21 protein-coding genes, 1 tRNA gene and 1 pseudogene are annotated in these 23,299 nt (G+C 41.1%); 12 read left to right on the forward strand and 11 right to left on the reverse strand.

All coding sequences use genetic code 11. The features are described 5' to 3' along the window. The 5 genes from QM629_RS16325 to QM629_RS16345 form a co-directional block, all read right to left on the reverse strand. On the reverse strand, window positions 1-537 hold a 537-nt coding region (locus QM629_RS16325; protein WP_415160959.1), incomplete at its 3' end, for a beta-ketoacyl synthase N-terminal-like domain-containing protein. Beyond that, window positions 521-781 (reverse strand): phosphopantetheine-binding protein, encoded by a 261-nt coding sequence (locus tag QM629_RS16330; RefSeq protein WP_415160960.1) that lies wholly within the window; start codon window positions 779-781, stop codon window positions 521-523. The genes QM629_RS16325 and QM629_RS16330, both read right to left, overlap by 17 nt. Window positions 782-990: 209 nt before the next feature. After that, window positions 991-1,065, reverse strand: a tRNA-Arg gene (locus tag QM629_RS16335). A 126-nt stretch (window positions 1,066-1,191) separates the two neighbouring features. After that, the gene (locus QM629_RS16340) at window positions 1,192-1,707 is read right to left on the reverse strand and encodes a DUF937 domain-containing protein (protein WP_415160961.1); all 516 of its coding nucleotides are present in this window, start codon (window positions 1,705-1,707) and stop codon (window positions 1,192-1,194) included. A 25-nt stretch (window positions 1,708-1,732) separates the two neighbouring features. Beyond that, the gene (locus tag QM629_RS16345; protein ID WP_415160962.1) at window positions 1,733-2,704 is read right to left on the reverse strand and encodes a M23 family metallopeptidase; all 972 of its coding nucleotides are present in this window, start codon (window positions 2,702-2,704) and stop codon (window positions 1,733-1,735) included. A gap of 182 nt (window positions 2,705-2,886) precedes the next feature. Between QM629_RS16345 and alaS the strand changes: the two genes are divergently transcribed. The 6 genes from alaS to QM629_RS16375 all read left to right on the forward strand — a co-directional run bounded on the left by alaS (window position 2,887) and on the right by QM629_RS16375 (window position 11,818). Further along, window positions 2,887-5,544, forward strand: a complete 2,658-nt coding sequence (gene alaS, locus QM629_RS16350) for an alanine--tRNA ligase (protein WP_415160963.1) — start codon at window positions 2,887-2,889, stop codon at window positions 5,542-5,544. A 9-nt stretch (window positions 5,545-5,553) separates the two neighbouring features. Next, entirely contained in the window at window positions 5,554-5,655 is a 102-nt protein-coding gene (locus QM629_RS16355; protein WP_415160964.1) for a type II toxin-antitoxin system HicB family antitoxin, read from the forward strand. Between the two features lie 106 nt (window positions 5,656-5,761). Then, window positions 5,762-5,977 carry a type II toxin-antitoxin system HicB family antitoxin gene (locus QM629_RS16360; RefSeq protein ID WP_415160965.1) on the forward strand — a complete coding sequence of 72 codons (216 nt, stop codon included), beginning with the start codon at window positions 5,762-5,764 and terminating at the stop codon, window positions 5,975-5,977. Next, the gene (locus tag QM629_RS16365; protein ID WP_415160966.1) at window positions 5,978-6,487 is read left to right on the forward strand and encodes a GNAT family N-acetyltransferase; all 510 of its coding nucleotides are present in this window, start codon (window positions 5,978-5,980) and stop codon (window positions 6,485-6,487) included. Window positions 6,488-6,786: 299 nt separating this feature from the next. Then, a complete protein-coding gene (locus QM629_RS16370; RefSeq protein ID WP_415160967.1) occupies window positions 6,787-7,950 on the forward strand; it encodes a DUF2062 domain-containing protein in 1,164 nt (387 codons plus the stop codon). A 10-nt stretch (window positions 7,951-7,960) separates the two neighbouring features. Continuing rightward, window positions 7,961-11,818: a 1-acyl-sn-glycerol-3-phosphate acyltransferase gene (locus QM629_RS16375; protein WP_415160968.1), complete on the forward strand. Its 3,858-nt coding sequence runs from the start codon at window positions 7,961-7,963 to the stop codon at window positions 11,816-11,818. 112 nt (window positions 11,819-11,930) lie between these two features. Here the strand turns inward: QM629_RS16375 and QM629_RS16380 are convergent, their stop codons facing one another. Both QM629_RS16380 and dctA read right to left on the reverse strand, forming a co-directional pair. After that, window positions 11,931-12,128 (reverse strand): hypothetical protein, encoded by a 198-nt coding sequence (locus tag QM629_RS16380; protein WP_415160969.1) that lies wholly within the window; start codon window positions 12,126-12,128, stop codon window positions 11,931-11,933. 347 nt (window positions 12,129-12,475) lie between these two features. Then, window positions 12,476-13,699: a C4-dicarboxylate transporter DctA gene (dctA, locus tag QM629_RS16385; protein ID WP_415160970.1), complete on the reverse strand. Its 1,224-nt coding sequence runs from the start codon at window positions 13,697-13,699 to the stop codon at window positions 12,476-12,478. A gap of 380 nt (window positions 13,700-14,079) precedes the next feature. Here dctA and QM629_RS16390 point away from each other — a divergent pair, with 380 nt between their 5' ends. Then, window positions 14,080-15,468 carry a DUF2339 domain-containing protein gene (locus tag QM629_RS16390; RefSeq protein ID WP_415160971.1) on the forward strand — a complete coding sequence of 463 codons (1,389 nt, stop codon included), beginning with the start codon at window positions 14,080-14,082 and terminating at the stop codon, window positions 15,466-15,468. On the opposite strand, the gene QM629_RS16395 is transcribed toward QM629_RS16390, so the two are convergent. Further along, window positions 15,465-16,415: an NAD(P)H-dependent flavin oxidoreductase gene (locus QM629_RS16395; protein ID WP_415160973.1), complete on the reverse strand. Its 951-nt coding sequence runs from the start codon at window positions 16,413-16,415 to the stop codon at window positions 15,465-15,467. The genes QM629_RS16390 and QM629_RS16395 overlap by 4 nt on opposite strands. 217 nt (window positions 16,416-16,632) lie before the next feature. Next, window positions 16,633-16,902 (reverse strand): hypothetical protein, encoded by a 270-nt coding sequence (locus QM629_RS16400; RefSeq protein WP_415160974.1) that lies wholly within the window; start codon window positions 16,900-16,902, stop codon window positions 16,633-16,635. A gap of 193 nt (window positions 16,903-17,095) precedes the next feature. Here QM629_RS16400 and kbl point away from each other — a divergent pair, with 193 nt between their 5' ends. The 3 genes from kbl to QM629_RS16415 are packed head-to-tail and all read left to right on the forward strand — an operon-like array spanning window position 17,096 to window position 19,397. Continuing rightward, a complete protein-coding gene (kbl, locus tag QM629_RS16405; protein ID WP_415160975.1) occupies window positions 17,096-18,289 on the forward strand; it encodes a glycine C-acetyltransferase in 1,194 nt (397 codons plus the stop codon). Window positions 18,290-18,320: 31 nt separating this feature from the next. Further along, the gene (locus QM629_RS16410) at window positions 18,321-18,515 is read left to right on the forward strand and encodes a DUF433 domain-containing protein (protein ID WP_415160976.1); all 195 of its coding nucleotides are present in this window, start codon (window positions 18,321-18,323) and stop codon (window positions 18,513-18,515) included. A 48-nt stretch (window positions 18,516-18,563) separates the two neighbouring features. Next, window positions 18,564-19,397 carry a penicillin-binding transpeptidase domain-containing protein gene (locus QM629_RS16415; RefSeq protein ID WP_415160977.1) on the forward strand — a complete coding sequence of 278 codons (834 nt, stop codon included), beginning with the start codon at window positions 18,564-18,566 and terminating at the stop codon, window positions 19,395-19,397. A 179-nt stretch (window positions 19,398-19,576) separates the two neighbouring features. Here QM629_RS16415 and QM629_RS16420 read toward each other — a convergent pair. Further along, a pseudogene (locus QM629_RS16420) lies at window positions 19,577-19,714 on the reverse strand (IS630 family transposase); the annotation flags it as partial. A 719-nt stretch (window positions 19,715-20,433) separates the two neighbouring features. Between QM629_RS16420 and QM629_RS16425 the strand changes: the two are divergent. Then, window positions 20,434-20,841 carry a hypothetical protein gene (locus tag QM629_RS16425; RefSeq protein ID WP_415160978.1) on the forward strand — a complete coding sequence of 136 codons (408 nt, stop codon included), beginning with the start codon at window positions 20,434-20,436 and terminating at the stop codon, window positions 20,839-20,841. Between the two features lie 185 nt (window positions 20,842-21,026). Here the strand turns inward: QM629_RS16425 and QM629_RS16430 are convergent, their stop codons facing one another. Next, window positions 21,027-21,137, reverse strand: a complete 111-nt coding sequence (locus tag QM629_RS16430; protein WP_415160979.1) for a DUF1543 domain-containing protein — start codon at window positions 21,135-21,137, stop codon at window positions 21,027-21,029. Between the two features lie 109 nt (window positions 21,138-21,246). Between QM629_RS16430 and QM629_RS16435 the strand changes: the two genes are divergently transcribed. Then, the gene (locus QM629_RS16435) at window positions 21,247-22,914 is read left to right on the forward strand and encodes a DEAD/DEAH box helicase (RefSeq protein ID WP_415160980.1); all 1,668 of its coding nucleotides are present in this window, start codon (window positions 21,247-21,249) and stop codon (window positions 22,912-22,914) included. Window positions 22,915-23,299: the final 385 nt, after the last annotated feature.

Genomic DNA, 23,299 nt, shown 5'->3' on the forward strand with positions numbered 1-23,299 from the left:
ATTGTTTTTTATAAGCCTTGCACCAAAAAAAACAGCATTAGCCGATGATGAGCAGGCCGTGCTGATGGTTGTAATAAAGCCTTTAATGCCCAATGCAGCCGCCATAATTTTTGTAACGCTGCCACATTCATGGTTTACTACATGGCGCAGCCTGCCTGCCGCGTTATCTTTCAGGAAAAGCGTAAAAAAATCTTCGGTTTTATCCATGCCGCCAACGGAATTGGCAGATACTAAACCAGCGCGCAGGCCATTAAAGTCTTCCATGCCTGCATTTTTTAAGGCTTCCCTGGCAGCGATGGTGCCAAGCAAGGCTGTGCGCGTGGTATTTACAGAGAGCTGCGCCATGCCGGCCAGCATTTTATTATTTGCTTTAACCTCTGCAACAGGCAATATTTTTTTATGAAGCGAAGCAAGGTGTTGCATTTCGCCAATGCCTGTATTACTCTTTTCAAGCGATGCTATGCATTCGGCAATATTGTTGCCGATAGCCGAAATAATACCGGCGCCGCCCACATATACTTTATTGCCCGCTTGCATTTTCAGGCTGGTGTTTAAGAATATAATCCGCCATGGTGCTTACGGACGCGAACACTTTCGGGCCATCTTCGGGGTTAGCTAATTTCACCTTATATTCCTGCTGTAACAATACGATCAGTTCCAAAGCGTCTATGGAATCGAGGCCAAGCCCTTCCACAAAAAGCGGCTCATCATTTCCAATATCTTCCGGGCTGATTTTCTTTAAATTAAATTGTGCAACAATCTGTTTTTTCAGATTTTCCATTAAGCGCTCTTTTTCCATCCTCGTTTGTATATAGGTTATAAAATTTCTGCGGTTGCTTTGTTCAGCTTTAAATTCTTTAGATTCAAAAAAATCTTTGATTGGTTTTGCAAAATAAATCAACTTTTAGGGTTAAGGTCACTATTAGAGATACCGTTAAAAGGAAATTTTTAATTAGCCAATTGGTTACCAATACACTTTCAGGCAATTTGTGGTGATCCCGCCAGGAATCGAACCTGGATCTGGAGCTTCGGAAACTCTTATACTATCCATTGTACTACGAGACCGTTAATTTCTGCGCGAATGTAAGAAACTATAATAACCTCTGCCAATTTTTAGAATAATCAGTACCAAACAGCATATTGCCCGGCGCGCAGCGCCGGGCAATATGCTTCCTTCCTCTATCAACAATATTATTTTCCAAACAGGCCGCCTAATACATCGCCGAGGCCGCCGCTTTTGTCGTTTGCGCCTTTGCTATCATTATTCCCCAGGCCAAACTGGCTTAATACAGAACCCACATCAAAATTACCGCCCCCAAAATGGCTGAGTATGGAAGAAAGATCAAAGCTGCTGTCGTTAGGGTTGTTTGTTTTGTGCGTAAGCTTGCTTAACACCATAGGGATAAGCGAAGCCGCAATGCCGCCCGCCTGTGCATTTGACAAGCCGAATTTCTGCATCAGCTTTTCAATTAAATTGCCCTGCATGTTTTGTGCAAGCGGCAGGGAAGAAACATTGCTGCCGCCATCATTAAAAAGCTGCATTACTTCATGCACATTGCCCCCCTGTATGGCGTTTTTAAAAGTTTCTGAAACAGACTGTGTAGCTGCTTCCACAGCTTCATCATTTCTTTCGTTGGGTATGGCATTATTGTTTATAATGTCAGTGCCTGCATTTTCTTTTACAAGCGATAGTAATTGTTCAAACATATATGGCTGGTTTTAGTTTCTAAAGTTAATCAAAACTCTGGTTAGCTGTTTGCGCCAGTTTCAGCAAGCGGTCGTATTGTTCGGGCGTAAGATCGTTATAAAAATAATATACGGGGTCAACCGGGGTACCACCCCTGTGCACTTCATAATGGCAATGCGGGCCGGTGCTTTTTCCGGTGCTGCCCACATAGCCAATCACTTCGCCGCGTTTTACATGCTGGCCTTTATGCGCTTTAATGCGGTACATGTGGCCGTATAAAGTTTCATATCCATAGCCATGATCAATAATAACGCGGTTGCCATAGCCGCCCGCATTATAGCCTGCATCGGTTACCACACCATCGGCGGTGGCATAAATAGGCGTGCCGGAAGGCGCTGCAAAATCAAGCCCGGCATGAAACTTCGGTACTTTATATACGGGGTCAATGCGGATGCCAAAACCAGAGGCAATATGCGTTAAATTCCTGTCGCTTACCGGCTGAATGGCAGGAATGGCCGCCAGCAGTTTTTGCTTGTTCTTTACCATCGTTTCAATATCATTAAAGCTTTTATTCTGGTAATTCACCAGCAACGTAAGCCGGTTCAACTGCGAGCCTATGCTGCTTAAAAGTTCGTTTTCGCCTAAGCCCGAAACCAGTTGCACTTCCTTTACTTTCTCCATGGCCTTCATTCTCGCGCTATCCGGTACAGGCGATGATTCAAATATGGAACGGTAAACGTTATTGTCCCGGTTCAGCAATTCATTCATCTGCTGTTGCAGCGTGCTCACCCGCTGCTGTATCATTGCGTAATTATTGCGCAGGGCTTCGTTCTGTTGTTTAAGCATGATGGTTTTCGGCGAATCAATATACTGAAAAGCAATGATCACAATCAATCCCGCCGTTACAATTGCTGTGGCAATAAAAGCAAATACCCGCAACAGTTTCACCCTGAGCGGTGTAATCAGCTTTTCATAGCGCAGGGTATGCGTATCGAAGTAATATTTAATTTTTTTCATTCAATAAAGCCGCAGGGCGATTATTATCGCTGCTAAGTTATTTTATTTGCAGGCAATCAGCAGAAACACTTCAACCGGCAAACATTACCTTTGTTCCCCTAAAAAATTTCTGATGGGCAAAGGTAGATTGTATCAGCCCAAACAAATTGTAAAAATAACGGCAATTACATCCATATAATTTTATGACTTCATCCTACATACGCCAGGCTTTCCTCGATTTCTTTAAAAGTAAAGGGCATGTAATAGTTCCGTCAGCGCCAATCGTTATTAAAAATGATCCCACGCTCATGTTCACCAATGCGGGCATGAACCAGTTTAAAGATTATTTTCTCGGCAATAAACAGGCGCCTTATAAACGCGTGGCCGATACGCAGAAATGTTTGCGTGTAAGCGGCAAGCACAACGACCTGGAAGAAGTGGGCGTGGATACCTATCACCACACCATGTTTGAAATGCTGGGCAACTGGAGCTTTGGCGATTATTTTAAGCCCGAAGCCATTGCCTGGAGCTGGGAACTGCTTACAGAAGTATATAAAATTGATAAAGACCGTTTATACGTTACCGTTTTTGAAGGCGACAAAAAAGAAGGCCTGCCTAAAGACGATGAAGCGTTTAACGAATGGAAAAAACATATTACTGAAGACAGGATTTTAATGGGCAATAAGAAAGATAATTTTTGGGAAATGGGCGATACCGGCCCCTGCGGCCCCAGCACCGAAATTCATTACGATGGCCGAAGCGATGAAGAGAGAAAAGCGGTTGATGGCAAAACTTTGGTGAATGCAGATAACCCGCAGGTGATTGAAATATGGAATAATGTGTTTATTCAGTTCAATCGTTTAAAAGATGGCAGCCTTGAACCTTTACCGCAAAAGCATGTGGACACGGGCATGGGCTTTGAACGTTTGGTGCGTGTGCTGCAAAACAAACAAAGCAATTATGATACAGATGTTTTCACCGGAACAATCAATGCAATAGAAAAAATCACGGCCTCCCCCAACCCCTCCAAAGGAGGGGAGTTAGGCAACAACAGTTCTAAACGTTCGATTGCTTTAAGGGTAATAGCAGATCATATCCGTGCTATCAGCTTCACCATTGCCGATGGGCAGTTGCCTTCCAACAACGGCGCCGGTTATGTTATAAGAAGAATTTTGCGCAGGGCTGTTCGTTATTATTATTCATACCTTGATTATAAACAACCATTGTTGTTTCAGTTGGTTGATATTATCTCAAAGCAGTTTGAAAATGTTTTTCCTGAGCTCAGTCAGCAAAAAGATTTTGTAACGAAGGTTATAAAGGAAGAAGAAGATGCGTTTTTGAGAACGCTTGAAAAGGGATTGAAGAATATTGAAACAATAGTTGCAGCATCTTCTGTAAGCAGCGGCAAAACGATCTCCGGTAAAGAAGCTTTTGAACTATATGACACTTATGGTTTCCCGTTGGATTTAACCAAACTCATTGCTTCTGAAAATAGTTTATCGGTTGATGAAGCAGGTTTTGAAGCAGAAATGCAACAGCAAAAGCAACGTTCCCGCGCTGCCACAGCTATTGATACAGAAGACTGGGTTATTGTAAATGATGAAGTGGCGCAAAGTGAATTTGTAGGCTACGATTCCCTCGAAGCCAAAACAAAAATTGCTAAATACCGGAAAGTAAAAGCCAAAGGCAAAGAGCAATACCAGATTGTTCTGGAAGCCACACCTTTTTACGCCGAAAGCGGCGGACAGGTTGGGGACACGGGAAGCCTCTCCCCAACCCTCTCCTTCGGAGAGGGAGTTAAAATACTCGACACAAAAAAAGAGAATAATTTAATTATACATTTCACGGAAGCATTACCAAATGATGTTAACGCTGAAATTCTTGCCAAAGTTGATGTTGAGAAACGTAAATCAACAGCAGCGCACCACAGCGCCACACATTTATTGCATGCAGCATTACGCAATGTGTTAGGCAATCATGTGCAACAAAAAGGGAGTTTGGTAAATGCGGAACACCTGCGTTTTGATTTCTCTCATTTCGCTAAAATGACTGATGAAGAAATTGCAAAAGTGGAAGCCATCGTGAATGAAAAAATACGGGAGAATATACCGGTTATCATCAAACAAATGCCAAAAGAAGAAGCCCTGAAACTGGGCGCTATGGCCTTGTTTGGCGAAAAGTATGGCGACATTGTTCGCGTGGTAATCATTGATCCAAGCTATTCTGTTGAGCTTTGCGGCGGCACGCATGTGGGCGCCACCGGCGGGCTTGGCTTCTTTAAAATAAAACTGGAAACTTCTGTTGCGGCAGGCGTTCGCCGCATTGAAGCCGTTGCCGGAAAAGCTGCTGAAAACCTTATACAGCAACAGTTTCAGCAACTGGCATCTGTTCGTGAAGCATTAAAGAATCCAAAAGATGTTTTAAAGGCAATTGAAACTTTAAGTACAGAAAATACTGAGCTCAAAAAACAAATAGAAAGTTTTGAATCAAAGCAATTGCAATCTGTTAAAGAAGCATTGCTTCAAAAGGTTCAAACAATTAACGGCATAAGTTTCATAGGTGAACAGGTTGAAGTAAACAATGCCGATGCATTAAAGCAATTATGTTTCGGGCTTAAACCGCAGCTTGCCGGTTATGTAGTTGCGCTTGTTTCCAACATCAGTGGAAAAGCATCAGTCGCCATCATGATTGATGATAAAATTGCTGCTGATAAAAATTTAGATGCCGGCAAAATCATCAAACAAAACATTGCCCCCTTAATTAAAGGCGGCGGCGGCGGGCAGAAAACACTGGCCTCAGCCGGCGGGCAGGATGCCAGTAACCTACGTAAAGTGATTGAAGTTGTAAAAGATTTACTGTAATTTAGGATTATGAAAGTTTTTAACTACACAGTCGTAATTGAAAAAGATGAGGAAGGAAATTTTCTTGCTATCTGCCCTGCCTTACAGGGTTGTTATGCTGAAGGTTCGTGAAAAGAAGAAGCTTTGGAAATGATCAAAGACGCTATAAAACTTCACCTTGAAGATAAAATAGAAAATGGTGAAGTACTATATGAAGAAGTTTTTGTGAAGAACTTTTATGAATCAATTGAAATATGAAATAATCATCTACTGGAGCAATGAGGATAGTTGCTATATCGCTGAAGCGCCTGAACTTCCGGGCTGCATGGCTGATGGAAAAACATATAGCGAAACTTTATCTAATATTGAGGTAATTATTGGAGAATGGATTGAAATAGCAAAAGAAACGGGAAGAGAAATTCCCCGGCCAAAAGGCAAATTGATGTACGCATAAATGAACATCATCTTTCAATCACCACGTTTGTATTTCAGAAAATTAACTGAAGAAGATGTTGCATTGTTACTTGACCTCGACAGCAACCCGAACGTTACAAAATACATGCACCGGCCGGCGCCGACAATTGAAAATATACTGCAGGAGCTGCATCAAAGAATCCTTCCGCATTATAAAACTTATGGTTATGGCAGGTGGGCTATTCACTTAAAGCAGGATAATAATTTTATTGGCACAGGCGGATTAAAATATATGCCTGAACTGGATGAAGCTGATATGGGTTACCAGTTAAAGGAAGCGTATTGGGGAAAAGGTTATGGTTATGAAGCCGCCAGGGCAATGCTTGATTATGGCTTGGCTGTTTTAAAGCTGCCTGCCATTTTTGCAAAAGCATTGCCAGAAAACACGGCATCGTGGAAGATTATGGAAAAATGCGGCATGCAATATCTTGAAGACGTAATGGATGCAAATGGGTTAATGGTGAAAAAATACTGTTTAAATGCTTTCTGAGAAATTACCGGTCGGCCCGCGATAGCGGTCTGACCGGGGAACAAAAGAACCAGAATGTAATCTTCCAAACATCCATCAGACAGGCTTCGCCGTGCCGATGGAATTTGCAGATTGGACACCCACCTGTAGAACCCGCTACCAGTCGGTGAGACACCGACCGGAGTGCCGCGTATGAAGCGAAAAATTGAAATGCACCCTATCATCCTCTGCCCATACAGCCGTAAAGATTAAATTTGTATCCTTGCAATTCTCAACACACAATTATGAATGTGGAGCAGGCTTATAGTGAAAAATTTGATATGCATCGTGTTTGTGTAATCATTCCAACCTATAACAATGCAAAAACGCTGGGTAACGTTATTGCAGATGTTTCAGCATTTACCAATAATATCATTGTTGTAAACGATGGCTCAACCGATGAAACAAAGGGCATGCTTGCTGCGTTTTCATTCGTTCATGTCATCAGCTATAAAAAAAATATGGGCAAAGGCTGGGCTTTGAGAAAAGGCCTGAAAGAAGCAACACGGCTTGGTTATAAATATGCCATCACCATAGATTCAGACGGGCAGCACTCCGCAAAAGATATTCCCGCTTTTATGGATAAACTTGAAGCCCTGAATGATGATGCCATTATTATTGGCGCAAGAAATATGAGCCAAAGTTCTGTGCCCGGCAAAAGCAGCTTTGGCCATAAATTTTCCAACTTCTGGTTTAAAGTTGAAACAGGCGTTGCAGCGCCCGATACACAATCCGGTTACCGTTTATATCCATTGTTGCCTTTAAACAAAATGAAATTCATAACCCGCAAATATGAATTTGAAATTGAAGTGCTGGTGCGCAGCGCATGGAAGGGAATAAAGATTGAATCTGTGCCCGTGTCGGTCTATTATGCGCCTAAAGAAACAAGGGTCTCACACTTCAGGCCGTTTAAAGATTTTACAAGGATAAGCATACTGAATACACTGCTTGTGTTCATCGCTTTTTTATATATAAAGCCCCGTGATTTTTTCAGGAACATATTTAAAAAAAATTTCTGGGCTGATATTTATAATGATCATTTTTTAAATCCCGGTGAGCCCGACAGCATTAAAGCGCTCTCAGTTGCATTTGGTGTGTTTATGGGCATAATACCGATATGGGGGTTTCAACTGGTAACTGCTATTTTTCTGGCTATGTTGTTCAGGCTGAATAAAGTGATTGTAATAATGTCTGCACACATCAGCATACCGCCGATGATACCTTTGGTAATTTTTCTAAGTTACAAAGCAGGCAATATATGGATGAATGAAAATGCAGTGCAGATAGCGCTTAGCAAAAACATAAGCCTTGCAACCATATCGCAAAACCTGCAACAATATATTCTTGGCAGCCTTACACTTGCTGTAACTGCTGCCGTAATTTTTGGTTTCGCAACTTTTATTGCGGTGAAAATTTTTAAACGCAACCGTGCGGCGGCATTATAAGTTGTAAGGAATGGAAAAATTGTTCACGGGCATATATTATTATTTTAAAGATCACCGCCCGGCGCTGTTTATATCGTTTCTCGCAAGCTTTGCTGTTATAGCATTTTTTGCATCGCGCATACATTTTGAAGAAGATATTTCCAAAGTTTTACCGCATGATAAAAAAATAGAAAAGCTGAATGAGGTTTTTCAAAATTCAAAGTTTGCTGATAAGCTTATTTTAACGGTTTCATTAAAAGATACAGCCAGCGCACAGCCGGATAGTTTGATTGATTTTACAGACACACTGGTTGCGCACATTAATGAAACATTGCAGCCGTATATCAGCAAAATAAATTATAAGGCAGATGATGATATAGCGCTCCTGCTGTTTAGCACCATCAGCAATAATTTGCCGGTTTATCTGGATGAAAAAGATTACACAATTATTGACAGCCTTATACAACCCCAAACCATACAGCAAACCTTGCAGCAGGATTTAAAAACCCTGGTTTCGCCGGCCGGGCTTGCTTTAAAGAATATGATCAGCAACGACCCTGTTGGCATTTCCTTTATTGGTTTAAAAAAGGTGCAGCATTTACAATACGACGAAAATTACCAGCTCTACTATAATTATATTGTTACAAAAGATGAAAAGCATCTCTTGATTTTTATCACGCCAAAATATCCTTCGGCCAACACCGGAGAGAATGAAAAATTTTTAACCGGTTTAGATACTATTATTCAAAAGCTTACCACAAACAGCCATATTGATGTTTCTTATTTTGGTGCAGCAGCCGTTGCAGCCGGTAATGCCCAACAATTAAGAAAAGACACTTTATATACACAGGGCACCACGATGTTATTTCTTATTTTTTTCATTGGTTTTTATTTCAGGAAAAAATCTGCGCCGTTGCTTGTTTTAATTCCTGTTGTTTATGGCGCCTTGTTTTCGCTTGCTGTTATTTATTTTTTGAAGGGGGCGGTCTCTGTTATTGCATTAGGCACGGGTTCTGTTATTCTTGGCATTGCCGTAAATTATTCATTGCATGTTTTTAATCATTACCGCCATACGCATAATGTAGAGGAGGTAATTAAAGACCTTGCCTTTCCGTTAACGCTCGGCAGTTTCACAACTATCGGCGGTTTTTTCTGCCTTGAATTTGTACAGTCTGAAATATTAAAAGACCTGGGTTTGTTTGCTGCTTTTAGTTTGATTGGCGCTGCATTGTGCTCGCTTATTTACCTGCCGCATTTTGTTCAAACAAAAAATGTTGAAAAAACAACAGCACATAAACTTTCATTTATTGATAAAATAGCAGCGTACCATCCTGAACGCAATAAAGTATTTTTAATCATCATCAGCATACTTACCATTGTATTCGCCTTTAAAGCAGGCGACGTGCAGTTTGAATCAGACATGACGCAGGTAAATTATATGCCTGATGATTTAAAACAGGCGCAGGCAAAGCTTGATGCCATCAGCCGCTTTTCTTTAACATCCGTATATGTTGTGGCCGATGGAAAAAATTTGAATGAAGCATTGCAGCATAATGAAAAGCTAAATGATGCAATTGATTCGCTTCAGCAAAAAAATATCATTCAAAAATCTTCAGGCGTTTCATCCTTGCTTATTTCAGATTCTTTACAACAAAAGCGGATTGCTATATGGAATGCTTACTGGACGCCGGGGAGGAAACAACATCTGTTTGAAACGCTGGAGAAAGAAGGCCATGCGATTGGTTTTTCTGCCGCCGCATTTGATAATTTCAAACCGCTTTTAAATAAACAATACAATATCATCCAGCCTGCTGAATTAACTGGAATAAGAAAAACATTCCTGGATGATTACATCACCGAAAAGCCTGATGCAGCTAATGTGGTAACCGTTTTAAAAGTGCAGCCGGAAGATAAAGCTGCTGTTTATAAAACATTTGAAAAGAGCTCCAATATTACTGTACTTGATAAACAATACCTCGCCGATACAATGGCAACCATCATCAATGCAGATTTCAACCGCATTGCGCTTATGTCGTCGTTATTGGTATTTATTGTGCTGCTGGTAACTTATGGCCGTATTGAACTGGCATTGATCTCATTCATACCTATGCTTATTTCATGGATATGGATTCTCGGTATAATGGCCATCACCAAAACAGAATTTAATATCATCAACATCATTGTATCTGCACTTATTTTCGGCTTGGGCGATGATTACAGCATCTTCATCATGGATGGCTTATTGCAGCAATACAAAACAGGAAAAAAGAATTTATCATCATTCAAATCATCCATCTTTCTATCCGCCATTACAACGGTTGCCGGCCTCGGCATTTTAATTTTTGCAAAACACCCTGCGTTAAGATCAATTGCTTTTATTTCTGTTACCGGCATTGTGTGCGTGGTATTAATATCGCAGGTGCTGATACCTTTTCTGTTCAACATTCTTATCACTAACAGAACAGGAAAAAAATATTTGCCCTGGACGTTGTGGAGCTTTTCATCATCCATTTTCGCCTTTGCCTACTTCGCATTGGGCAGTATTGTTATCATTCCGTTTGGTATTGTATTGATTAAGCTTAACCCTTTCAATAAAGAGAATGGAAAACATATATACCACGTTATATTTTCAAAATTTGTGTGGAGTGTTGCATATATAATGGTGAACATTAAAAAGGTAATCGTTAATCCTTATAAAGAAGATTTTTCAAAGCCTGCTGTTATCATCTGCAACCACCAGTCTTTTCTCGATATTTTATGGACGGCGATGCTTAATCCCAAACTTATATTGCTCACCAATAAATGGGTCTGGCGTTCTCCTGTGTTTGGTATAGCGATAAGAATGGCGGATTTTTATCCTGTTGCAAAAGGCATTGAAAACAGTATTGAATTATTAAGAGACAGGATAAATAATGGTTACTCCATCGTTATCTTCCCCGAGGGAACAAGGTCTGTTGACTGGAAGATGGGCAGGTTTCATAAAGGCGCATTTTACCTGGCAGAACAACTGAACATTGATATTCTCCCCATCGTTATTGATGGCACCGGTTATACATTAACCAAGAATGATTTCTTTTTGAAAGACGGCCTTGTTACGCTCACCTTCCTGCCAAGAATAAAACCTGGTGACTTTTCATTCGGCACAACTTACACCGAAAGAACAAAAAGCATCAGCCGCTATTTTAAAAACACGTATAACGAACTGAAAATTCAGAACCATACACCGGCGCATTTTAAACAGCAGCTTATCTATAATTATATTTACAAAGGCCCTGTGCTTGAATGGTACATGCGCATAAAACTCAGGCTTGAAAAATATTACGAACTGATAAATTCGCTTGTTCCAAAAGAAGGAAAGATATTGGATATTGGCTGCGGTTACGGTTTTATGGATTATGCTTTATACTTTGCTTCGGAGCACCGGGTTATAACCGGCGTGGATTATGATGATGAAAAAATAGCAGTGGCGAATAATTGTTTCAGCAAAGATGAAAATATTAATTTTATTGCTGCTGATGCATCAACATGCTCGTTTGAAAAATATGACGCTATTATTATGAGCGATGTGCTGCATTATCTTGATGCACCTGCACAAAAAAAGCTGATAGAGAATTGCTGCAACAGTTTAAATGATGACGGCATGTTGCTTATACGCGATGCGAATACAGATATAAAGAGCCGCCATTTTTATACAAGGCTTTCAGAGTTTTTTTCAACAAAATTTATTGGCTTTAATAAAACGTTGGGCAACAGCCTCAGTTTTTTTTCCGGGCAACTGGTAAAAGAAGTCGCCGCATTGAATAACATGAGTTGCGTTGCTGCAGAAAGCTCTAAATATACTTCGAATGTTATGTATGTTTTGAAAAGAATCGGCTTGAAGGCAAAGTGAAGACAACATTATTCATTGGACACACAACATAACTCAAAACCGCTTAAATCAGAAAATGGAAAAGGAACAAGTATAATATCGCCTTGCTGGTACATTACTTATTTTTTTCTGATTATATCTCGTCCCAACGTTCATCTTCTTTGCTGTTCCATGCTTCAGCCAATGAAGGTTCAGATACCATGCTTAATGAATGCGTATCAACATCCTCACTATAAGCTACTGATATTTTTATGCCCATCCCTTTTAAGAATGAAAGCAATGCATTTGTCTGGCTTTGTGCAGCCGTCTGTATTATAAATGTATTTTTCATGAAGTAGTAATAGTCTTTAAGAATTTCATTATTAATGGGCGAAGGCAGGCAACTGCATGGGTTTAAATTATTCGATTAAATTAAACAATGCGATACTCCGGTAAAGATTTTAAGCTCTTAGCCTGCCGAAGTTGAGGCATTGTTTATAAATGTGTTTTATTTTTTTGCAATTCAGGTTTAATGCCAAGTTTGAAAATTTTTTTTACAGCATCTCCTGAAAACGGGTTCAGATTATCACAGGATTAGGCTAAGCTTTTGGATTTCTCGCACAGAGCAAAGGAGTTAACAGAGAATAATACACCTCTGTTGTCGCTGTGTTCTCCGCGCGACAGTATTTTAAATAGTTCTTAAAGCTGTTCCGCATTTCCGTGCGCATACAACGCCTCGTTCATTTTATCCCGGTCGAATTCTTTTTCATTATTGGAAATCCAGATGGTGGCCACGCCATTGCCTATAAAATTGGTAAGCGCCCTTGCTTCACTCATAAACCTGTCAACACCCAGTAAAAAAGCAAGGCCGTCAATGGGAATAACTTTAACGGCTGTAAGAGTGGATGCGAGCACGATAAAGCCGCTGCCTGTAACGCCCGCAGCACCTTTTGACGTTATGAGCAAAACGCCGATAATTACCAATACCTGGTGAAGCGTGAGATCAATGTTATACACCTGCGCCAGAAACATTACAGCCATAGAAAGATAGATGGTTGTGCCGTCAAGGTTGAAAGAATAACCAGCCGGAACAACAAGCCCGGTAACCGATTTGGTGCAACCCATGCGTTCCAGCTTTTCAATTAAAGAAGGCAATGCTGCTTCTGATGAAGATGTGCCTAATACAATCAGAAGTTCATTGCGTATATATTTTAAAAATTTAAGAATGCTGATGTTATAATACCGCAGCATTAAGCCAAGTATGATAAAAATGAAACAGAGGCAGGTAATATAAACGCATATCATCAGCCTTACCAATGGCAATAATGTATGCAGGCCAAACTTGCCAATAGTATAAGCCATGCCGCCAAAAGCTCCAAGCGGCGCCAGCAGCATTACAAAATGCAGGGCTTTAAAAACATATCCTGAAATACTGGTAAGCGGTGTGATAATAATTTCCTTTTTACTGTACCTGCTTAGCCATATTCCGAAAATAATGGCAACGATTAATATTTGAAGCGTTGGATTATCTTTTAAAAATTGCAGCCAGCTAAATGCCTTCGATTCTTTTATATAGGAAGAAATATCGCCGCCTTTTATAGAGGAGATGTCAACTCCCTGGCCCGGTTGTATAAGGTGTGAAACGATGATGCCAATAAGCAAGGCAAACGTGGTTACAATTTCAAAATACAATAGGGCTTTGCCGCCTACACGGCCTGTTTTTTTCAGGTCGCCCATATTGCTGATGCCGAGCGATATGGTTAAAAAGATGATTGGGTAAATGAAGTACTTGATCACCATGATGAAATAATCGCCCAGCACTTTCATTTTTACTGCCGTAGCAGGATAGAAATTTCCTACCAACGCGCCGGCTGTTATGGCAACAAGCACCCAGAAAGTTAAGTTGGTAAACAGTTTTTTCACAAAGCAATGATACTTAATAAACGTGAGTTCGGGATAAGTGATATGTTTAAAGCTTGCAGATAGACCTCACCTAAATCCTCTCCAAAGGAGAGGACTTCCGACGCCCTGAAACTCATAAAACATGCAAAAAATCATGTTTTTTTCTTGCCCTTCTCCTTTGGAAATGCAAAGCATTCATTGAGGCAATTAAAAAATATATATGCACGAAATAAAAGGGTTGGGATGAGGTCGAAATAACAATCTAAGCTTATCCCGAACTCACGTTAATTATACATTGGAAATAACCCGTACTGAATTAAATTGCCTTCACTTCGTTTTGGCAAATGTTATTTTAGCATGAATGAATGGTATTGTTATAATTAAAATTTCTGCAGCAGCGTATGGACTTAAATGAAACAGATGAACTGCGGCAACGCGTTAACCAGCTATCGCAGCAGTTAAAGGAAGTGCAGGAAGTATTACTGCAAATACAGCAGAAGTTAAATGAAGGCAATAACCATCCTGAGGCTTCACGCGGATTACCTAAGCCTGCTGTTGCACCGTCATCTGCCGCAAAGAAGCAGCCATCGTTTCAGCACAGCGCCATCGAAAATTTTATCGGTTTAAAGATCATTAACCTCGTTGGCATAGTTGTATTGCTCATTGGTATTTCTATTGGTGTAAAATATGCGATTGATAAAAATCTCATCACACCACTGGTAAGAATCCTGCTTGCATACGCAGCAAGCGCTGCATTGCTTTTGTTATCACTCCTGCTTAAAAAAAATTATGAAGGCTTCAGCGCCATATTATTCAGCGGGGCGATGGTTTCCATGTATTTTACAACTTATGGTGCTTTCACTTATTATAATTTCTTTTCCCAAACACTTTGCTTTATTATAATGGCCGTCATCGCAGTTTACACAGCCGCCAGATCGCTTCAGTATAACCGCCAGGAGATTGCTGTTGTGAGCATGGTAGGCGCTTATGCCATCCCGCTTCTTATCAGTGCAAATCATGAAAATTACCTGCTGCTGTTTAGCTATATACTGGTAATGAATGCCGGCATACTGGTTATTTCTTTTAAGCGGTCGTGGAAATTATTAACCCTGCTTGCCCTTATCATTACATGGAGCTTTTTTATCGGCTGGCTGCTTATGAAATATGAGAATGCCTACAGGTTTTATGCGCTTGCGTTCCTGTGTATATATTTTATTTTATTCCTGCTCAGCGCCTTTGCATTTACCTTAATAAAAAAAACAAGGTTAAGCAATCAGCAGCTCCTGCATATCCTCATCAATAACTTTGCACTTTTTATTTCGCTGCTTGTTGTTTTTAGTGCGCCGTCTTCCAATATAAGTGAGGCGGCTGTTACTGCTTTTTGCGGATTACTGTTTCTTGCCTTTGCTGTTGCAGGCAATAGTTTTTTTCATCAGGAAAAAATGCTCAATCGTATGCATTATGCGGCAGCGTTTATGCTTGCCGTATTGTTTATAAGCATACAATACAGTGGTTTAACCATAACTATGCTGTGGACATTGCTTGCTGTAATGGTATTCATACTTGGTATTGTAACAAAAACAATATGGCCAAGGCTTGCTGCTATTATGCTTGTAGGGCTTACACTCTTAAAACTGGTTTTGTTAGATAGCATATTTTTTACAGCCGTTCAGAAAATCATTGCCTATATAACTATTGGTACATTACTGCTGGTACTTTCTTTTTTCTATCAAAAATTCAAAGCTGTTTTATTTGCTGATAATGAAAATAAAACAGGGAGCCCTGATTAATGTGAAAGGGGATTATTCAGCGCCGCATTAAAATCATTCCATATTTCCCTTACAATGCCGGCAGCAGGCTTTATATCGTTTATTAAAGCGCTTACTTCTCCTATTTCCAGTTCGCCGTCCTCCAGGTCACCTTCCAGCATGCCTTTTTTTGCACGGCCATGGCCTAATATGGCTGCAAGTTCGTCTTTAGCAGCGCCGCGCGCTTCCGCTTCTTTTATTGTTTCAAAAAAATTGTTTTTAAGTAAACGTACCGGCGCCAGTTTTTTCATGCTCAGCATGGTATCACCTTCCCTGCTGTTAATAACTGCCTCTTTAAATTTTATATGATTGGATGCTTCGTGGCTGCATACAAAGCGGCTGCCTATCTGTACGCCATCAGCGCCTAAAATCATCGCCGCCAGCATTTGCCTGCCTGATGCAATACCGCCGGCAGCCAGCACAGGAATTTTTACAGCTTCACGCACAAGCGGAATTAAAACCATTGTGGTAGTTTCCTCGCGCCCGTTGTGGCCGCCGGCTTCAAAGCCTTCAGCCACCACTGCATCGCAACCTGCGGCTTCCGCTTTTTGAGCAAATGTGCTGCTGCTTACCACATGCGCTACCGTAATGCCATGTTGTTTTAAAACCGGCGTCCATGTTTTAGGATTGCCGGCGCTTGTAAAAACAATTTTTACGCCTTCATCAATTACTATCTGAATATGCTTATCAATGTCAGGATATAAGAGCGGGATATTTACGCCGAATGGCTTTGCTGTAGCGCCTTTGCATTTGCGGATATGCTGCCGCAATACATCGGGATACATACTGCCGCTGCCAATTAATCCCAATGCGCCGGCATTGCTTACAGCGCTGGCAAGCTTCCATCCGCTTGTCCAAACCATGCCTGCCTGCACAATGGGATAATCAATACTGAAAAGCTGTGTAATGCTGTTGGGAATGTTTGCCATCAGCCCAAAATAAAACAAACCCGGTTAATACGCTGCCTAAAAGTTGATGCATAAACTTGTGAAGCTGCTCGAAATTATGTTTGGACGTGTCTGGCGATAACAAAAAATGCCGGAACCTGTAAACCCCATTAGCCCGGCGAAGCCGGTATGATGATGATTGAATAAAGGTTGTTAGCCAGACCGCTGGCCGCGGGTGGGCCGGATTTCTTAAAGTACCTCAGTACAGGTATTGCTCCACTTCCACAGAGGAAATGAACCTTCTTAAAATTAAATTCTCCTTGCTATCCTTCACCTTTATCTTTAAACCGGAACCGCCTGTTTTTATTACAGGAGAAGATGATTGCAGGCCTTGATTTTTTGAAGTGAATGCAATTAAGAAAAGCATAGCTGCAAACAATGCAACCGCAACAAATAATGGTATATTTCTTAAGTAGTGGATGGCAATTGATTTTACACTACGAATGTAATCGTAAACAAAATAGCTCATAGGCTTCCGGCTGTTAAAAAAAACAAAACAAATGCCGGTGCATGCTTATCCACAATTGTATTAGGTTTGCTCCCTTTAACGGGCAGCTATGAAACGCCCATGTAAAATGTATTCTTCACACAAGGGGAATGTATATAGCGAAGTTCCCTGTCTGCCGAACAGGCAGGCATCTGGCAAAACAAAAAACATACAGATGAATGAAAATTTTATTAACCGCATACAGGCGGAATTACTGGAAATAGAATCTTCCGGTTTGTTTAAAAAGGAGCGCATTATTACCAGCCCGCAGGGCGCTGAAATTACGGTGAATGGCAGGCAGGTTTTAAACTTTTGCGCCAATAACTATCTCGGTTTGTCTTCTCATCCTAAAGTAATTGAAGCGGCGCATAAAGCTATTGAAACGCATGGTTACGGTTTAAGCAGTGTGCGTTTTATATGCGGCACCCAGGATATTCATAAAGAACTGGAAAAGAAAATAGCTGATTTTCTCGGTACGGAAGACACAATCCTATACTGTGCTGCCTTCGATGCCAATGGCGGCGTTTTTGAACCTTTATTTAATGAACAGGATGCCATTATAAGTGATGCTTTGAACCATGCCTCTGTAATTGATGGCGTGCGTTTATGCAAGGCGCAACGTTACCGCTATGAGCACAATAATATGGAAGACCTTGAAAAGAAACTGATTGATGCTGCGCATTTGCGCAGCCGCATTATCGTAACGGATGGCTCTTTCAGTATGGATGGTACCATTGCACAATTAGATGTGATTTGTGAACTGGCTGAAAAATATGATGCTGTTGTGATGATTGATGACAGCCATTCAACCGGTTTTATAGGCAAAACGGGCCGTGGCACACATGAATACAAAAATGTGATGGGCAAGGTTGATATTATTACCGGTACACTGGGCAAAGCGCTTGGCGGCGCCAATGGCGGTTTTACCAGTGGCAGAAAAGCGGTTATTGAGATGCTGCGCCAGCGTTCCCGCCCTTATCTTTTCTCCAATACACTGGCGCCTGCCATTGTGGGCGCATCCATCGCTGTTTTTGATATGCTTTCCGTGACAACCGAATTACGTGATAAGCTGGAACGCAATACGGTTTATTTCAGGGAAAAAATTTCGGCAGCGGGTTTTGATATAAAACCGGGTGAACATCCCATTGTGCCGATTATGTTGTACGATGCTGTTGTAGCGCAGGAATTTGCAGCCAAACTGCTGGAGGAAGGTATTTATGTAATTGGGTTCTTTTATCCTGTTGTGCCCAAAGGGCAGGCACGTATCCGTGTACAGCTAAGCGCCGCCCACGAAATAAAAGATATTGACAAAGCAATAACAGCTTTTACAAAAATCGGAAAAGCGTTAGGCGTAATAAAAAACGGGTAATACATTTGCATCGTAATTAAAGAGCAATCCGATGAATATTTTACTTCATTCTGAAACTGAAAAACCAAAATTAAATGAGGCCGGCCTTCCATTCTGGAAGCTGGTAAACATGGTAAATAACGGTGCAACAGAAGAGGAGATTTTAAAGCAATACCCACTACTTTCCAAAGCAGAAATAAAAGTTGCTGTTAAATATGCTGGCTCTACAGCAGTTTCAACAAACTGATCAACAGCTGTAATATTGCGGCTGTTCCTTTTTAAATCAATCGAGAAAATGCAGGTAATCAAGTGTTTTGCTTTTTATTTCCTGGTTTTAAGCATTGTATTTTTTTCTGCCTGTTCCAGCAATAATATTACAACCGACGACAGCCTGGAAAAGTATTTTAATGAATACCATGTTACCGGCACATTCGGTATGTTTGACAACGGACAGGCGCATTTTACCATTTACAACTTAAAAAGGTTTACCGACAGCGCTTATTTGCCGGCATCTACATTTAAGATCGTTAACTCACTTATTGGCCTGCAAACCGGTGTTATTTCCAATGAGAAAATGGTTATTCCGTGGGATGGTGTAGCGCGTTCCCATGCTGAATGGAATAAAGACCTTACCATGGAAGAGGCTTTTAAATTATCTGCCGTGCCTTATTACCAGGAAGTGGCCCGCAGGATTGGAAAAGATACCATGCAGTGCTGGCTCGACAGCCTGGGTTATGGCTCAAAATATGGACGTGCCGTTATTAAAGACGACCTTGATCATTTCTGGCTTGATAATACCATAAAAATTACGGCTGATGAACAACTGGGCCTGGTAAAGAAATTATACTTTGAGCAGCTACCTTTTCAAAAACGCGTGCAGACTGTTGTAAAAAATGTGATGATACAGGAAAAAAATTCCAATTATACGCTGGCATATAAAACAGGCTGGGGTTATAAGGAGGATGGCAAATCAATAGGCTGGGTTGTTGGCTGGGAAGAAGAAAACAAACATCCTTATTTTTTTGTTTTGCAGATTGAAGGCCCACAGGACATGGATATGATAACAGCCCGGCAGGCTATTTTAAAAAATATTCTTTCGCAGTATGGGTTTTTTAAAGGGCAGCGGTAAGTTTATCTTAAACATTCATCTCAAAAACCTCTGCTTCTTTTACTACCTGATATAGTAAATTGTACAGAAAAACCCTGTTCAGGAAATTAAACACGCATAATGTGAGCCAGTCTTTTTTTTCTGCTTGTAACAGGGGATTTAATTTAAGTATTGGCCTACTATTTGGCATTATGCTGCTACATGATATTGATTTCTATTTCTGCCATATTAAGCCAACTGGCATGCTTGGGGGTATAGATGAATCTTAATTTTTTCGGTAATGCTTTTGTTTTGCGTTCGCCAAAGGTTTCTATCAGCGAACTTTCAACTTGGATATTTCGCACCATAGCTTACCAAATATTTCGGAGGATACTTTACCATTTATTTGGCGGCAAAGTTATCAGTTGTTAACTGTTAGTCGGGCATATTTCGGATCAAAGTCTGCCACTGGTTGTTGGTGATTCGTTCTGCCGGTACGGCGTAAAGTTTACCACTTTCATTGATAGCGTAAGGGCATTTCATCGCCGGGCTTGTTTTGCATTCAAAAGCAAATATGCCCGATAAAGTGATCACAATGCATCTTATACGTTCCGTTATCAGTTACCTTTCCAGGGGTTATTTCCTTCGTTCTATCAGCAGGGAATTAAAAATATCGCGGCCTGCCCTTACTGCTTATGCTGTCCGGTTAAATACACACCAGGTAAATTTCACGGAAGCTATTTTCATGATGCGCAAAGCCGTAGTTTCTTTTTTCGCCATCCAAAATATCAAAAAAACTTAAACAACCTATGGCAAAGGTTGAAGAAAATAACAGAACCCATAAGGCCGGGACGAAGTTTCAAACGAAACAAATTGCCAAAGCGAAAGTTCCACATGAACTATAAACAAACTTAATTCGTTAAGTTAATGACATTGAACTGATGAGCATTATTCCGGTAAATGATTATGATCATCCTTGCGGTTTATTATAAAAAACAATTTTAGCCCGGTATCAGCCAGGTGTTAAACCAGGCCAGTACAAAAGCGCAAAATCATATAATGCTTAACTAAAACAACCATGAAGAAAGTATTGATACCGGGATTAATTGCAGGCGTTATCTTATTTATAGTAAGTTATGGCGGCCTGTACCTTTCCATAAAATGGTTCCCGGAATTTTTTGTTGATTATAATAATCCGCTCTTTAATTCAGATGGCAGCCGGGATATATTATTTTACCTGCATGCTTTTGTTATCAGCTTTGCCTTAGCCTGGTTTTGGGAAAGGTTCAAAGGTTTGTTTCATGGCAATTTTATATTAAGGGGCCTGGAGTTTGGGCTTGTATATGCGCTCGTAGCGCTTTTGCCTGTTATGTGGATCACCTTCAGCTCTCTGGATATTACTGTTATAATGACGGTAAGCTGGTTTTTCTACGGGCTATTCCAGTCTTTGATTGCAGGCATTGTGTTTGCCAAAATAAATCCATAACAGAAAAATCCTGTCCCAGAGCCTGTTTAAAAATTTTTAATAAAAGTTTTATAACGGATAATTTGACCATTTCTTCTGCTGTTTCCATAAGCAGTTCATAATTTCGGCATAATCTGCGGTCGTTATCGAACCAGGAAAATATTCGCTCTGCTATCCATCTCTTATGTCCTGCCTTCCGCTTCTTTTCAGAAATCAATCATCTGCGGCGCCGGCTCCTGCAGGGTTTTTCCTATTCCAAAAAAAACATCATGCTGCTCTGTAAACCTGCCTTTTGGCGTGCAGCCAATAATGGCCATAAATAATTTTAAATCGCTTATATCAATCTGTTATTTGCAATAAAAATAACACATTCATTATTCATCAGCCACCTCTTACAATTCAATTACCTTTGCGCAAATTTTTACGATGGCAAGTTTTGAAGAATTAGGGTTGAATGCGCAGTTGCTCGCATCAATAACGGAATTGGGTTTTGAAAGCCCAACGGCAATACAGGAAAAAGCAATACCGGTTTTATTAAGCGGCACCAAAGATTTTATTGGCCTGGCGCAAACCGGCACCGGCAAAACGGCTGCCTTTGGTTTGCCTTTGCTGCAACTGGTTGCTGTTGCTGATAAACATCCACAGGCGTTAATTGTGTGCCCCACAAGGGAATTATGCATACAAATAGTAAATGAGATTGAGCTGTTTAAAAAACAGGTTCGCGGCATGCATGTGGCGGCGGTGTATGGCGGTGCAAGCATTGGCATGCAGATAAAAGATATTAAGAAAGGTGTGCAACTTGTGGTGGCCACGCCAGGCCGTTTGATTGACCTGATTGAACGCAAAGCCATTAACCTGGAACAGATAAAATATGTAGTACTGGATGAAGCAGATGAAATGCTGAACATGGGTTTCCAGGATGATATAGAATTTATTTTACAGAATACGCCAAACCGTGAAGCCACCTGGCTGTTCAGCGCCACCATGCCGCCTGAAATACGCAAGGTGAGCCGCCGTTATATGAATGAGCCGGTTGAGGTAACGGTGGGCAAAGCCAATACCGGCAATAAAAATATAGACCATCAATATTATGTTACCACGGCTCAAACCCGTTATGAAACCTTAAAGCGCTTAATTGATTTTACAACGGGCATTTATGGTTTGATATTTACACGCACCAAGGCCGATGCGCAGGAGATTGCTGAAAAGCTTACCCGAGAAGGGTATGATATTGATGCCTTGCATGGCGACCTTACCCAGGCTCAGCGCGATAAGGTAATGGGCCAGTTTCGCGATAAAAGCTTGCAGTTATTAATTGCTACTGATGTTGCAGCCCGCGGCATTGATGTACAGGGCATAACCCATGTTATTAATTATGAGCTGCCGGATGATGTGGAAGTTTACACGCACCGCAGCGGCAGAACGGGCCGTGCCGGCAATACAGGTATCAGCATGAGCATTGTGCATACCCGGGAAATGTACCGCCTGAAACAGATTGAAAGAATTGTGCAGCAGCCTTTTCACCGCCTGGAAATTCCGAGCGGTAAAGATGTGTGCCGTAAACAGTTTTTCTTTTTCATGGATAAACTGTTGCAAACAGATATTTCGCATGGCGATTACGAAACCTATATGCCTATGCTTGCCGAAAAGTTTGCTGATATAAGCAAGGAAGAAGTGCTGAAAAGGGTGGCGGCGCTGGAGTTTGACCGTTTCTTAAAGTATTATGAGAATGCGGAAGATTTGAATGTGCGTGAAGTGGCGCGGGATAAAAGGGCGGCAAGAAGCAATGAAAGAAGAGACATTGACGCGAGAGGCAAAGGACGCAGCCGCAATAATGAATATATTGGAAACGGCCAATACACAAGGTTGTTTGTAAACCTGGGCACAAAAGACGGTTTTTATAAGGCAAGCTTCCTGCAGTTTATTCTTGATATGAGCGATCTGCGCAAGGATGTGCTGGGGAGAATTGACATGCGGGAAATGAATAGCTGGGTAGAGGTTGACAGCAAGGCTGCCAAACAAATGATACGCTCTATTGATGGCAAGAATTATAAGGGCAGAAGGATAAGAATGAACGAAGCGAACAGCAGGTAGGCGCCGCTGATGCAGGGTTACAGTAAAGGCTGTGATGAATGTGCAGAGTTAACCACTGCTGATAAAAAGCCTGAATGAAGTAGTGGTGGTTGATTGGTCAGGCCATTAAAAAATAAGTTACAGGCTCTATTGCAAAAGTGGGCGGGAAAGACATCCGCGATGTGCCTGCGCCTGGTTTTGAATCAGCCGTACAGGGCAAGGCTGCGGGCGTAGTGGTGGAATCAGGCAGTGGTAAACCGGGCCAGTAAATAAAAAAAGATACGCGCGGCAAATACCCAATAATCAATGTTCAATTGTAAACGCCTACAAAATGATTATTGGGTATTGAACATTCCTGCCCGACTGATTCGGCCAGGGGGATTATTGAATATTTCAGAAATTAAAC

The organism is Parafilimonas sp. (genome assembly GCF_047606085.1).
Taxonomy (GTDB): domain Bacteria; phylum Bacteroidota; class Bacteroidia; order Chitinophagales; family Chitinophagaceae; genus Parafilimonas.